The following is a 13411-nucleotide window of genomic DNA, read 5'->3' as shown; positions in this document are numbered from 1 at the left end:
CAATTTTTCTATTACATTAATAATTAATTCAGATCATGAAAAAGATATTTTTATTAGTTGCTTTAATAGCAACGGTTTCTACCCAACTACTTTTTGCGCAGGATACTAAGTCAACCTCGCTTACCCCTTTATTGGTATCTTATTACGATATAAAAGATGCTTTGATCAAATCAAACAGTGTCGATGCCGCTACCCATGCAGGAGAGTTTTTAAAAGCTGTTAACAGTGTTGATATGAAATCACTGCCCACAGCGGATAGGTCAACTTTTATGGCGGCACAGGAAAAGTTGGCGTTCGATGCCAGGCATATTTCTGAGAGTAAGGATATCGCCCATCAGCGGGAGCATTTCGCTAATTTTTCAGCTAACTTTTTTAAACTGGCTAAAGCTGTAAAATTAACCGATAAGCCTGTTTATTACTCTTATTGCCCGATGAAAAAGAGTTATTGGTTATCTTCTGAAGACGCGATCAAAAACCCTTACTATGGTAGCCAAATGCTTACTTGCGGTAAGGTTACCGAAACCCTGAACAAATAAATTAACTAATTATTTCTTAATAACTTGATCACCTGTGCTTTCATTTGCACATGGTGGTCAATAATTTATAATCATACCATGAAAAATCTAATCATTGTTTCATTGATCAGCCTGGCTTCATTTTCAATGATCGCCTGTAGTAACACGAATAAATCAGCTGCTAACAGCACAAAGGACACGACCGCTTCAACAAATACTGCACCGGCCGACACAAAATCAACTACTGCAAAAGGAGGCGTTGATCCCAAAACTACTGCTTCTGTTAAGGAAATGGTTGGAAACTATTTACAACTAAAAAACGCGCTGACCAAAGATAATAGCACCGATGCGGCTACCGCTGGAAAAGCGCTATCAACGGGTTTTGCAAAACTTGATCAATCCGTATTAACACCCACCCAAAAGAAAGCCTTTACTGACATCGCCGATGATGCAAAAGAAATGGCCGAGCATATTGGGATGAGTGGTGGTAAACTACCACATCAACGGGAGCATTTTGATATGTTAAGCAAGGATATGTATGACCTGGTTAAACTATTCGGCGCAGCACAACCTTTGTTTGTAGACCATTGCCCAATGTATAATGATAAAAAGGGTGCCATCTGGTTGAGTGAAACCAAAGAGATCAAAAACCCCTATATGGGTTCAAGTATGTCAACCTGTGGTACCATCCAGGAAGAATTAAAATAGCCGTTATGAAACGTGTAATTAAGATTTCGTTAATTATAATATTTGGTCTGTTTATCATTATCCAGTTCATCCCCCGCGATCACAATGAAAGCGAACCTATGCCGGCAAATGATATCAGCAAAGTATATGCGGTTCCGGTAAACGTCGGTGCCATTCTTAAAACATCATGTTATGACTGCCATAGCAATCATACCGAATATCCGCTGTATTCCTGGTTCCAGCCAATCAGGCTGATGATGGACGGGCACGTCAGCAAGGGGAAGGAAGAGCTGAATTTTAATGAGTTTGGGATCTATTCCTCCAGGAAACAAAGAAGTAAATTAAGGGCTATCGGTGAAAGTTTAGAAGAAGGCTCGATGCCCTTATCTTCCTATACGCTCATTCACAGGAATGCCATTCTTTCAACAAAAGATAAAGCAACACTCATGAATTGGGTTAAACAGAACAGCGATAGCCCTTTACTAAAAAATTAAAGATGAAAAAAATACTATTTGTGGCGATGATGCTTTGCTTTAAGCAAGTCGCGTTCGCTCAAAACGATATGCAAAATATGGCTGGTATGCAAAAAAAACAGCCGATCACCTATACCTGCCCAATGCACCCGGAAATCCATTCGACCAAGCCGGGTAATTGCCCTAAATGCGGAATGAAACTGGTTAAAGAAAAACCTAAAGCTATGGCGAAAAAGGCGGCAACTACACCAGCCAAAGTAACCGGTAAAAAGGACGACGATATGAGTGGTATGAAGATGGACGGGATGAAAATGGATCAGAAAAAGTCACCCGCTGAGAAGCCTGATGGGATGCAAATGCCCAATGGTGCCGACAAAAAAGCTGATGACATGGGTGGAATGAAAATGGATGGGATGAAAATGGATCAGAAAAAGTCACCCGCTGAAAAGTCGGATGGTATGCAAATGGCCAAAGATACCGGTAAAAAAGCAGTTGATATGGGCGGAATGAAAATGGATGGCATGAATATGAACGATGCCGGTGAAATGGCCACTGATATGAAAACCGCAAAAGCAAAGTTAGGGCCCATCAAAACACTGGTCAATAATGTGCCGCCACGTACTGTTCGTTATGATCTTTATATAGCAGATACTATCGTCAATTATGCAGGTAAGCCAAAAAGGGCAATTGCTGTGAATGGCAGCATTCCCATGCCGACACTGATTTTTACCGAAGGCGATACCGCCGAGATATATGTGCATAATAAATTGAAAGAGGAAACCTCACTACACTGGCACGGGCTTTATTTACCCAACCGTTATGACGGCGTACCTAATCTGACACAAATGCCGATCATGCCGGGTGAAACGCACTTATATAAATTTCCGATCAAGCAGCACGGCACCCACTGGTACCATAGTCATACAGGCTTGCAGGAGCAGATAGGCATCTATGGTGCCTTTATCATGAATAAGCGGAAAGAATGGAATATCCCAACGTTACCGGTGGTGTTAAGCGAATGGACAAACATGAACCCTAAAGAGGTTGACCGTAGTTTACACGCGGCATCCGATTGGTTCGCGATACAAAAAGGCACTACACAGAGTTATCTGGAGGCGATCAAAGCAGGTCATTTTAAAACTAAAGTAGCGAATGAGTGGAAGCGCATGAATGCAATGGATGTGAGTGATGTTTACTACGATAAATTTCTGATCAATGGCAAAGATCAAAATGAGCAGCCCCAATATAAAGCCGGGGACAAGGTAAGGCTGCGTATAGCCAATGGCGGTGCTACTTCCTACTTCTGGCTTAAATATGCCGGTGGTAAAGTTACGGTGGTCGCTTCTGACGGTAATGACGTTCAGCCGGTTGAAGTGGACAGACTGATTATCGCACCCTCTGAAACTTATGATGTAGTAGTCACCATTCCGGAAAGCAAAAGTTATGAGTTTTTGGTTACTCCTGAAGACCGCACCAAATCAGCTTCACTTTGGTTAGGCAAGGGGGAAAAGGTTTATGCAGAAAAAATGCCGAAACTGAAATACTTCGCCGGTATGAAAATGATGAATGACATGATGGACATGAGCGGTAACATGGTACAAATGGATGGGATGAAGATGCAGAACCAAACCATGGACATGAATACCGTAATGTATCCTGAAATAACCGGGGCGGATAAACCACAGGCCGACGATAAAAAAAGTGCTATGCCAGCTATGCAGATGGCAAATGATAAAAGCATGGCTGGTATGAATATGGCGGCCGACAACTCGGATATTGTGACTCTTAACTACGGGATGCTCCGTGACCCTCATAATACGACATTACCCAAAGGCCCGATGAGGGAACTTAAATTTGATCTTACCGGCAATATGAATCGTTACGTATGGACGATGGATAACAAAACGGTATCCGAATCAGATCGGATCTTGATCAAAAAAGGTGAAAATCTAAGGATCATCCTATACAACAACAGCATGATGCGCCACCCGATGCACCTGCATGGCCACGATTTCAGGATAATTAACGGGCAGGGAGAAAACGCACCGATGAAAAATGTGGTGGATATTATGCCCATGGAACGGGATACCGTAGAGTTCAACGCGTCTGAACCTGGCGGAGATTGGTTCTTTCATTGCCATATTCTATACCACATGATGAGCGGTATGGGCAGAATATTCAGTTATGAAAACTCACCACCTAACCCGGAAATACCTGATCCTAAGCTGGCGCGGAGGATGTTAAATATGGACGACCAAATGCCGCATTTCATGGGCAAACTCGGATTGGAAAGTAATGGAAGCGATGCACAATTTATGCTCTCCAACACCCGCTGGAAAGCCAGCACCATGTGGCATTTAGGCACCGATGCTATGATGGGTTATGAAAGTGAAACTATGGTCGGCCGTTATATTGGTCGTAACCAGTGGTTATATCCTTATATTGGTTTTGATTATCATTATAAAAAGTTCAATCCCAACGAAAAAAACATATTTGGCAGTGACTACAAAAACTTGTTCGGCCAGATAAGCAACAAGAATGACCGACATACCGTAGTAGCCGGTGTGGCTTATACCTTGCCAATGCTTTTTGTTGCGGATGCACGTATTGACGGTGACGGCAAACTGCGCTTCCAGTTAGGACGGGATGACATTCCTATTTCAAGCCGTATGCGCTTTAACATTATGGTGAATACTGATAAAGAGTACGCAGCCGGACTTCGCTATATCGTTACCAAATATTTCTCCCTGTCAACGCATTATGATAGTGATATGGGATTGGGCGGTGGTTTAACATTGACTTATTAAAAATTTAAAGGAGGGTCTGACGTGTCGTCACCCTCCATTAAATTAATTTAACGTGAGTTCGGGTTAAGCGGCTAAAAGTAATTGATTGTCCGGAGTTTCAAAAACGATATTCAGGGATGGTTTTTTAGGAAAGAAATGGTAGGCACAAAGTGCGCCCATCGTATTCATCAAGAAGTTGTTGACCGACCGGTGCCTGGTATGCTGTAGTTTGCAGATGTTTTTAAGTTCATCGTTAACACATTCGATAATGGCCCTTTTACGGAGCATGATCTTATCAGCTTGGGAGATATTAAACTCCTTCATGTTTTTTCTTGGTTTAGTAATCATTTGTATGCCATTACCCCAAAGTAAGTCTGCTAAAGCTTTTGATATATAGCCTTTATCACCAAACAATTTGCCAAATATATCTTGAGTCATGGAAGTCATCAATTTTACATTCCGGTCATCAACATTGCCTTTTGTAAGGTAAAAGGACAATATCTCACCTTGATCATTGATAATCAGATGCAGTTTAAACCCAAAGAACCAGCCAAGAGAGCACTGGCCTCTTTCTGCCACGCCGGTAAATACCTTGTGGTTGTGGATACGCCTGTTATGGCATACTTTGATATGTGTGGAATCAATAAAGTTAATACCTCTGGATGCTCCCAAACAATGTGTTTTCAGGAACAGCATCATCGGAACAGCCACCCGTTGCTGTAGTTCTACGAAGCGGTTATAAGACACCAGACCGGGAAAATAAGCTTTATAATAGGGACAGATATGGTTCAGATAAAAATGTTTCAGGTTGGTAAAATGACCACTATGGAAAGCGATCAATAGGGTGATAACCTCACTATCTGAAAGGGATGCCGACCTGTTCCTGGTCTTAACAATATCTGTTTCTACACGGCTGTTTTTGAGTATCGGATCAAATTCTTTGCAGAAGTCATCTACTTTAACGAATATTTCGATAATTTTATCGGGAGTAAGCATAGGATGTGATAATTAAATTCGACACTTAAATATAACAAAATATGCTTACTTATTGACATTCAATTGATTATATATTATCGAATCCTCTTCTCTTTCGTTTCCTTATCCGAACTCACGTTAATTTACATAACACGATTATTTGTAAGGTTTTAGCAAAACCTTACAAATATAAAGAACATCAAAATACTTATCTTAGCCTTGTGAAAAAGATCACCATCGTTTTATTAACCGCTGTTTACCTGCTCTCCGCTATCGGGGTGTCGGCCAGCCGTTTTTATTGCTCTGGTATTTTGAAAACAACCAGTCTGACCATTGGCGCGGATCAAGAAGTGAAAAACTAATATCCAAAGGTGACGATTGCTGCAAAACCACAAAACAATCTTTTAAAGTAAAAGACAAACATTTTGGTGCTGATGCTTTTTCGCTTTCTGCTAAGTTTTTCCCGTTATTATCCTCACAATAACGCCATTTGAATTAAATGCAGAACCCTTTACACCGGTTCATACGGCATTGGACAGTCATGCGCCGCCTTTCGGCCAGCATACGCCGATCTATACACAGCGACTTCCGTATGCTGCAAGGCTCGCGAACGCTGCCAAGAAACCCAGTGCGCCAAAAATCCACAACTATGCTGAGCTGTGCACATGAGCTGCATCTCCAACTAAAAGGCAAGGGTCAACAGAAAAGCCGGTTCATTACCTATGAATCATTGGTCTATTTCAGCGGAATATCCAGCATGATAAAGGTTACGTAATAAAATGATCAAAGCACTCTTATCACACAACTCTGTACCAACATGTTCAAAGGATTTTACGAAAGGGTGCTTAACAGATCAACTATTTATTTCGAATCACGTAGTGCTTTAACCTTATCATGCGCAGCTTTGAGATCATCGAACTGTCCGGTAAGTAATTTTACCAGGGCCGGATCTTCCCAGATCAGTTCCTTATCATCCAATGCCAAACGATACGCACCTTTGGCCACATCTTCGCCCCGTTCGCAGTCTGACAATATCGCATGCCTGTCAGGACCGCTAAAGACAGATTTCACATCCATCCACGTCCTGTAAAACTTACCGGCAACAGTGGTCCCATCGGACGGTAAGCCGCCCAGCGTATGGATCTGTTCATGGAGTTCGCGAACGGCATCCTGGCTTTGTTGAATATATTTCTCAAACAGCGTTTGTAGGTCGGCATCTGTACCTGCAGAAAGCGCCTTTTGATAACCGGCAACGCGGTCATTATTTATCTTGATCAGATCGTTGATCGCCGAGATCTGGTGTTCTATGTGTTGTAAAGTTCCCATATTATTTAAAAGGGAACACTAAGGGTATCAATATGTTTGCGTGTTGATGAATAGAAGTTCAAGAGGAAATGGTATTGGCAGTAATCCTGATCAGATGCTAACTTCATTCAGCAGTTCCGTTCCATCTGTAAATGCATCGATATTAACAAAAGTAACCCTGGCAATCTGTTCCATCGCCTCCTGGGTAAAGAAACCCTGATGAGAGGTGATCAGCACATTTGGGAAGGAAATAAGCCTGCTGATCATTTCGTCCGGTATGATATCTTCAGAGAGGTCATGGAAGAAGAGTGCGGTTTCCTGTTCGTACACATCCAGTCCAAGATACCCCAGTTGGCCACTTTTTAATGCCTCTATCACATCATTTGTATCGATCAGGGCGCCCCTGCTGGTATTAATTAGCATTGCGCCGGGTTTAAACAGTTTCAAGGTTTCGGTATTGACGAGGTGCCGGGTGGTATCCGATAAGGGGCAATGCAAAGAAACAATATCCGCTCCCTCCACTGTTTCTTCAAGGGTTCCGTAAATCACACCTTGCCCGGCCAGGTCGGTATCAGGGAACAGATCACAAGCGCTGACCAAGCAGCCAAATCCTTTCAGTATGCGACAGAAAGCCTGCCCAATCTTTCCTGTACCGATGACGGCTACCTTTCGCCCATGTAAGTTGAACCCAATTAGCTTTTCTATTGAAAAATTACCTTCCCGAACCCGGTTATAAGCTTTATGGGTTTTGCGGTCTAAGGTCAGGATCATGGCCATCGCGTGTTCGGCTACCGCTTCAGGTGAGTAGGCAGGGACGCGCAATACTGGAATATTCAACACTTTCGCGGCCTTGAGGTCGACATTATTGAAGCCTGCGCAGCGCAGGACGATCAGTTTTACACCGTTAGCCTGGATCCGTTTGAGTACGGATTCGTTGACCAGATCATTCACAAAGATGCAAACGGCCTCAAATCCTTTGGTGAGTTCTGCCGTTTGTTCGTTTAATGACACAGTAAAAAAAATAAGGTCATGACCGGTATTGAACCGATTCAAAAATTCCTCATCATATCGGTAGGTACTAAAGATGGCTATTTTCATATGTGATTAGACTTGGGTATACTCAATATTAGAATTGATGCCGGAGCTTTTGCCAACTACTGAATAATTTTAAGGATGGTCAAATAGGGATACCTATTAATCGATCCTGCTTATCCGTAATTCAAAGAGGCGTTAACTGCGATATGCTCCGGCTCTTCTTTTAAATAAATCATAAATTTACTGCCCTGACCAGGCTCACTTTCCACCACAATATTCCCGCTTGCAGCATTGACTATTTTTTTTGCAAGGTATAATCCTATGCCGTGGCCCTCAACTTCCTGGTTTAATCGACCGTACATGTCAAATATTTTATCAAGTCCGCCTTTTGGAATACCTTTACCATTATCCTGTACAGATAGTAAAATAAAATCACCTTTTTTTTCTGTGCGAATATTGATAACCGGTATTTCGTCGCGCCGGAATTTAATTGCGTTAGAGACTAAATTATAAAGGATGCTCCGCAGGTTCTTTTTTGAAAAATAGATATGTTTAATTTCTAAATCTCGGTTGATGATTGCCCCTGAATCTTTGATCTTATTTTCTAAACTCCACTCAATATTATTGATAATGTCATCGAGATCAACAACTTCCATTTTTATCATGTCGTTCTCGACTTTGGCAATAGTACCTATATCTGTTATCAGCTCCCTGAATTTTTTTATCGAGCCGTTGATGATTTTCAAAAAGTCCGTCAGCTTAACATCAGTAAGCTTAATTTTATTCATGATATTAATACTGGTTTCAATATTACCCAATGGCGCTAAGAGATCATGAGACGCCGCATGGATAAAGTGGTCCAGGTCAGCATTGATCCTTTGCAAGGTTTTATTCTTTTTATCCAGGTCTAATTGTGTTGTTTTTAATTCAGTGATATCGTTAAACGTGATAATCGCGCCGCTGTTCTTATGATCTGAATGCACATATGGCATGGTCATAATTTGATACCATTTACCATTATTAGTTTCTATTTCTTTAGTGATAACGTTTCCTTTGGATATAACTTCTTTAATATCATCGAGTATGGTTTCAAATTTAATATTGGTAGAGATATTACTTAGAGGCCTGCCTATATCGCTTTCCAGCAGATTGATCTGCTTGACTGTCCCCGGGGAAAAGCGCATGAGTAATAGTTCGTTATTGATAAACAATTGACCATTAAGGTTACTTCTGAAATAATTATTGAGGTCATCATTGATCTCCAGCAATTCCTTGTTTTTCAATTGGTAATCAGCATTGATAGTGTCCAATTCTTCGTTTACGGATTGCATTTCTTCATTAGAACTTTGCATTTCCTCATTAGCGGATAATAACTCTTCATTAAAAGACTGCATATTTTCATTGGAAGCGTCCAGTTGCTCATAAGCATTATGAAGTTTGTCCTTTAACTCTTTAGATTCTTCTTCCAGGTTGACGGTGTATTCATCCAGGTAAATTTTTTCGTCAAAAACAGTAGCTTCCTGAGAAGATGTGACGGATCGGTTCTCGCTGAAAGTAACCATAAATAGATTTTGCTCGCCTGCTTTAACGATTAGAGGGCTTACGGTAACATTTATATCCCTGACGTACTGACCGTTTTTTATCTTTATTTCGGTTATGGTAACCTTCTCGTTAGTTTTCTCCGCCTTCTTCCGCAGTGTATTGAATGCAACAACCAAAGGTTTTGGCAAGAGTTCAACCAGATCAGCAGTAAAATGTTTCTGAAGCAGATACTTGGTGGTATCCCCGTATGATTTGACTACCTGGTTATGTTCATCAACGCAAACCGCGAGATAATCCATTTGATAAGCAAGATCGACCTGCATAGCTTCCGCCAGGTTAGCGGTGATATTTTTTCCGGTGTTGTTTCTGGAGAATGGCGACGCTGTGCGTTTGACCTCTGTTACTTCCGGTAACATAAAAGCATCAAAACGTAATACCCGCTTGGATTCAAGATTCTTGTATATCTTCCATTTTTTGTTGACCACTTCCAGGTTCTTCATGATAGGCATGGGGTTTTCGCTTGAGCCTAAAAATAAATAGCCATCTTTTTTTAACCCGAAAAGCAGCATGGTGTAGATTTTCTTTTGCAAAACCGAGGTCATGTAAATGAGCATGTTACGGCAGCTTACAAATTGCATATTGCAGTATGGCGGATTTTTTACCATGTCATGCTGGGCAAATATGACCATTTTGCGAATGAAAGGTGTCACCCTGTAGTTAGCACCCTCTTTTATAAAGTATTTTTTCAGCCGTTCCGCAGATACATCTTTGGCAATCGTGGGACTATACACCCCTTTTCCGGCGTGCAACAATGCGGCGCTGTCAATATCAGTCGCAAATATTTTTATAATAAGTCCTTTATAACTGTCCTTTAACAATTCTGCCAATAAAATAGCCAGGGAGTATACTTCTTCGCCGGTAGCACAGCCTGCCACCCACATTTTTAGTTCTTCATCGGGTTCAAGCCTTTTTAATAAATCCGGAAAAATTTGAGCCTGGATATAATTAAAAGCTTCTTTATCCCTGAAAAACGATGTCACACTGATCAAAAAATCTTTGGCTAACGTTTGAACCTCTGTTTGATCAGTTTTTAAAAAATCCAAATAATTACCAAGGGTGGTAAAGTTGGAGTATGCAGCCCGGCGTTTTGTTCTCCTTAACAAAGTCGTCAACTTGTAATCGGTAAAATCGAAAGGCATTTTTTCTTTGATAAGCCCGACAATTGCCTTGATGTTCTTTTCATCATCTTTTGAATCCGAAAATAATTTAGTGCCATATTTTACATAATCCTCAATAGCAACCGGCATTAGATCTGGCTCTAAAATAAAATCTACCATGCCCGTTGCTATCGCATGTGCAGGCATACTTCCAAATTCCGATGTTTCGGGATTGCGTGCGATCACCATTCCCCCGCCTTTTTTAATAGATTTAATACCGTCGGTGCCGTCAGAACCAAGTCCCGAAAGAATAACACCGATAGCTTTTTTACCACACTCAACAGCAAGTGAAACAAAGAACCTGTTAATGGTCATATGCGGGCCCTTGGTTTTACCCTTTGGCGTTAAATACAATCTGTTTTCTTTAATCGTCATGAATTTATCATGCGGAATTAAAAATACTTTGTTGACCTCAACGGCAGCACCATTTGCTGCTTCTACAACCTCCAGCTTGCTGTGTTTAGCCAACAGTTCAACCATCCTGCTTTTAAAATCTGAAGATAGGTGCTGTACAATAATATAAGCGACGCCATCCAGCGGGGTATGGTCAAAAAAAGTATTGATCTCTTCCATGCCGCCTGCAGAGGCGCCAATGGCAATGATGTGGTGGGGTTCGTTTACTGGCATGGTAAGGGTTGATTTAGTAAAAGATTTAAACTAAATAGAGAAGAAACGTAAATTACACTTAATTTTTTGTAAATCAGAAAGTTAATATTGGGCTAAATATCCTTTGGCAGTATAAACCAAAATGCAGCGCCTTTTTCTGCCCCGGTATCGACACCTATCTCATAATTGATTATCAGACGTTATTGATCGCCCGTATTGGTAGTAATATGAATTTATTGCACGCATGCAAAAATGTTTTATAGTTGTCACATATAGGTTTCTAAACGGTGAGCGGATATTATATTAGCTTTGCGTACTTTATCATAGGGGCTATTTCAACTTTTTTATCTTGTTCATAATCACATTAAATAGATCGCAAGTTTAGGGCATGAAAAAAACAGATGCAGATGAATTATCAATTGCTAATAGGGAAATAGCTTTCCAACAACAGGAAAAAGAAGACCGCGCAGCCGAATTGATCATAGTGAATAAAGAGCTTATTTTTCAAAATGACGAGAAGGAATTAAGAGCGGCAGAATTGATCATAGCGAATAAAGAACTTGCTTTTCAAAATGCCGAAAAAGAAGACCGTGCTGCCGAATTGATCATCGCCAACAAAGAGCTTCTTTTTCAAAACGAACAGAAGGAATTGCGCGCTGCCGAATTGATCATCGCTAATAAGGAACTTGCCTTTCAGAACGCCGAAAAGGAAGCCCGTGCAGCCGAATTAATCATTGCTAATAAAGAGCTGGCTTTTCAAAATACGGAGAAGGAAAAAAGGGCTCAAGAATTACTAACCGCCAACAATGAATTAAAGAAGGCAGAAGACGATATTCGCAAATTAAATGAAGAATTAGAACAAAAAGTAATTGACCGTACAGCCGAGTTGGAAACAGTTAACAAAGAGTTGGGCTCATTCTCCTATTCTGTTTCTCATGATTTACGAGCCCCGATCAGAGCCATTAACGGTTATTCCAGAATACTTGCTGAAGATTATGCCGACAAGCTTGATGATGAAGGAAACAAGGTTTTGCTTTCTATCATAAACAATTCCAAAAAAATGGGCTTGCTGATCGATGATCTGCTTGCTTTCTCTAAACTGGGAAGAAAACAGGTTACCGTTGCTGAAGTGTCCATGATTGATCTTGTACAAGCAGTTAGGGATGAACTAATCTTTGAAGGAGGGGATAATATCCCCGTCTTCATTATCGGTAACCTCCTGCCTGCTAAGGGAGATAAATCTTTAATTAAGCAAGTCTGGGTTAACTTAATTTCAAACGCTATTAAATATTCCAAATACAGGCAAACAACCAAAATAGAAATTAATGCTTACGAGAGCGAGAATATGGTAGTTTATTCCGTTCGGGATTACGGGGCGGGATTTGACATGCAATACTATGATAAATTATTCGGTGTATTTCAGCGCTTGCATTCACAGGAGGAATTTGAAGGAACCGGAATTGGGCTGGCTATTGTGCAGAAGATCGTAAACAGACACAGAGGCACTGTTTGGGCGGAATCAGTTTTAGACGAAGGCACCTGCTTTTATTTTAGTTTACCAAAATCTATTTAAAGAACACATTATGAATTACGACGATGTTGAAATTTTATTCGTGGAAGATAGCTCTGATGATGCTGTCTTAACCATCAGGGCACTTTCTAAAAGTGGTTTCTCTAACAAGCTTCATCATGTTATAGATGGTGCTGTTGCACTCGATTTTTTATATTGCCGTGGTATTTATGCGGAGCGTAGTAAAAAACAATATCCCAAACTGGTTTTGCTTGATCTTAAAATGCCAAAGGTATCGGGCATACAGGTATTGGAAACAGTTAAGTCAGACCCTGTTCTCAAATCGATACCGGTAGTTATGCTTACTTCATCAAATGAAGGGCCGGACATAGAAAAATGCTTTGAACTTGGTGCCAATAGTTATATCGTTAAACCGGTGGATAGTGATAACTTTTTTAATGCGATTAAAGAGATCGGTTTGTATTGGATGATCCTGAGTCAGCCGTCGCATTAGCCAAAAAATAACAATGCCGGTAAAGCAATCAGGCCACACACCGTAAAATATAATATCTGAAAGGTAGCCACAATGATGACCGATCCCAAAATTCTGATTCTTGAAGACAATGATGCAGAGGGTCTGTAAAATAAACTGTGTCATGCCCAGTCAGGCTTCGGCCCCATGGGGCCGGAGCCTGACTGGGCATGATTGCTACATCAAATCTAATATCATTCTCCCAGGAAACCAAATGGCCAGTTTCTG

11 protein-coding genes are annotated in these 13411 nt (G+C 41.0%); 7 read left to right on the top strand and 4 right to left on the bottom strand.

Annotated features, from left to right (window positions below; translation table 11 throughout):
• The first annotated feature begins 35 nt into the window (after positions 1 to 35).
• The 4 genes from ABIX36_RS04315 (at position 36) to ABIX36_RS04300 (ending at position 4482) form a co-directional block, all read left to right on the top strand.
• Entirely contained in the window at positions 36 to 536 is a 501-nt protein-coding gene (locus tag ABIX36_RS04315; RefSeq protein ID WP_348080934.1) for a DUF3347 domain-containing protein, read from the top strand.
• Between the two features lie 78 nt (positions 537 to 614).
• Complete coding sequence (locus ABIX36_RS04310; protein WP_348080933.1) at positions 615 to 1223, top strand: DUF3347 domain-containing protein; 609 nt, start codon at positions 615 to 617, stop codon at positions 1221 to 1223.
• A gap of 5 nt (positions 1224 to 1228) precedes the next feature.
• Complete coding sequence (locus ABIX36_RS04305) at positions 1229 to 1696, top strand: heme-binding domain-containing protein (protein ID WP_348080932.1); 468 nt, start codon at positions 1229 to 1231, stop codon at positions 1694 to 1696.
• A gap of 2 nt (positions 1697 to 1698) precedes the next feature.
• A complete protein-coding gene (locus ABIX36_RS04300) occupies positions 1699 to 4482 on the top strand; it encodes a multicopper oxidase domain-containing protein (protein ID WP_348080931.1) in 2784 nt (927 codons plus the stop codon).
• A 63-nt stretch (positions 4483 to 4545) separates the two neighbouring features.
• Here the strand turns inward: ABIX36_RS04300 and ABIX36_RS04295 are convergent, their stop codons facing one another.
• On the bottom strand, positions 4546 to 5457 hold the full coding sequence (locus tag ABIX36_RS04295; RefSeq protein ID WP_348080930.1) for an IS982 family transposase: 912 nt from the start codon (positions 5455 to 5457) through the stop codon (positions 4546 to 4548).
• A gap of 200 nt (positions 5458 to 5657) precedes the next feature.
• On the opposite strand from ABIX36_RS04295, the gene ABIX36_RS04290 reads away from it, so the two are divergent.
• Positions 5658 to 5798: a hypothetical protein gene (locus ABIX36_RS04290; protein WP_348080929.1), complete on the top strand. Its 141-nt coding sequence runs from the start codon at positions 5658 to 5660 to the stop codon at positions 5796 to 5798.
• 499 nt (positions 5799 to 6297) lie between these two features.
• On the opposite strand, the gene ABIX36_RS04285 is transcribed toward ABIX36_RS04290, so the two are convergent.
• The 3 genes from ABIX36_RS04285 to ABIX36_RS04275 all read right to left on the bottom strand — a co-directional run bounded on the left by ABIX36_RS04285 (position 6298) and on the right by ABIX36_RS04275 (position 11162).
• The gene (locus tag ABIX36_RS04285; protein WP_348080928.1) at positions 6298 to 6762 is read right to left on the bottom strand and encodes a PA2169 family four-helix-bundle protein; all 465 of its coding nucleotides are present in this window, start codon (positions 6760 to 6762) and stop codon (positions 6298 to 6300) included.
• Positions 6763 to 6852: 90 nt separating this feature from the next.
• The gene (locus ABIX36_RS04280) at positions 6853 to 7839 is read right to left on the bottom strand and encodes a 2-hydroxyacid dehydrogenase (RefSeq protein ID WP_348080927.1); all 987 of its coding nucleotides are present in this window, start codon (positions 7837 to 7839) and stop codon (positions 6853 to 6855) included.
• A 110-nt stretch (positions 7840 to 7949) separates the two neighbouring features.
• Positions 7950 to 11162, bottom strand: a complete 3213-nt coding sequence (locus ABIX36_RS04275) for a chemotaxis protein CheB (RefSeq protein WP_348080926.1) — start codon at positions 11160 to 11162, stop codon at positions 7950 to 7952.
• 367 nt (positions 11163 to 11529) lie between these two features.
• Here ABIX36_RS04275 and ABIX36_RS04270 point away from each other — a divergent pair, with 367 nt between their 5' ends.
• Together ABIX36_RS04270 and ABIX36_RS04265 are read left to right on the top strand one after the other, a co-directional pair.
• The gene (locus tag ABIX36_RS04270) at positions 11530 to 12714 is read left to right on the top strand and encodes an ATP-binding protein (RefSeq protein ID WP_348080925.1); all 1185 of its coding nucleotides are present in this window, start codon (positions 11530 to 11532) and stop codon (positions 12712 to 12714) included.
• Between the two features lie 10 nt (positions 12715 to 12724).
• Positions 12725 to 13165, top strand: a complete 441-nt coding sequence (locus tag ABIX36_RS04265; RefSeq protein WP_348080924.1) for a response regulator — start codon at positions 12725 to 12727, stop codon at positions 13163 to 13165.
• Positions 13166 to 13411 lie beyond the last annotated feature (246 nt).

It is taken from the genome of Mucilaginibacter sp., from assembly GCF_039925265.1.
In the GTDB taxonomy this organism is placed as follows: domain Bacteria; phylum Bacteroidota; class Bacteroidia; order Sphingobacteriales; family Sphingobacteriaceae; genus Mucilaginibacter.
This window is presented reverse-complemented; position numbering and strand designations above follow the sequence as displayed.

What these genes read in the sequence shown, in the direction of transcription:
- ABIX36_RS04270 (WP_348080925.1), top strand. Translation starts at nt 11,530, where the DNA reads ATGAAAAAAACAGATGCAGATGAATTATCAATTGCTAATAGGGAAATA.
- ABIX36_RS04315 (WP_348080934.1), top strand. Translation starts at nt 36, where the DNA reads ATGAAAAAGATATTTTTATTAGTTGCTTTAATAGCAACGGTTTCTACC.
- ABIX36_RS04275 (WP_348080926.1), bottom strand. Translation starts at nt 11,162, where the DNA reads ATGCCAGTAAACGAACCCCACCACATCATTGCCATTGGCGCCTCTGCA.
- ABIX36_RS04300 (WP_348080931.1), top strand. Translation starts at nt 1,699, where the DNA reads ATGAAAAAAATACTATTTGTGGCGATGATGCTTTGCTTTAAGCAAGTC.
- ABIX36_RS04295 (WP_348080930.1), bottom strand. Translation starts at nt 5,457, where the DNA reads ATGCTTACTCCCGATAAAATTATCGAAATATTCGTTAAAGTAGATGAC.
- ABIX36_RS04265 (WP_348080924.1), top strand. Translation starts at nt 12,725, where the DNA reads ATGAATTACGACGATGTTGAAATTTTATTCGTGGAAGATAGCTCTGAT.
- ABIX36_RS04305 (WP_348080932.1), top strand. Translation starts at nt 1,229, where the DNA reads ATGAAACGTGTAATTAAGATTTCGTTAATTATAATATTTGGTCTGTTT.
- ABIX36_RS04310 (WP_348080933.1), top strand. Translation starts at nt 615, where the DNA reads ATGAAAAATCTAATCATTGTTTCATTGATCAGCCTGGCTTCATTTTCA.
- ABIX36_RS04285 (WP_348080928.1), bottom strand. Translation starts at nt 6,762, where the DNA reads ATGGGAACTTTACAACACATAGAACACCAGATCTCGGCGATCAACGAT.
- ABIX36_RS04280 (WP_348080927.1), bottom strand. Translation starts at nt 7,839, where the DNA reads ATGAAAATAGCCATCTTTAGTACCTACCGATATGATGAGGAATTTTTG.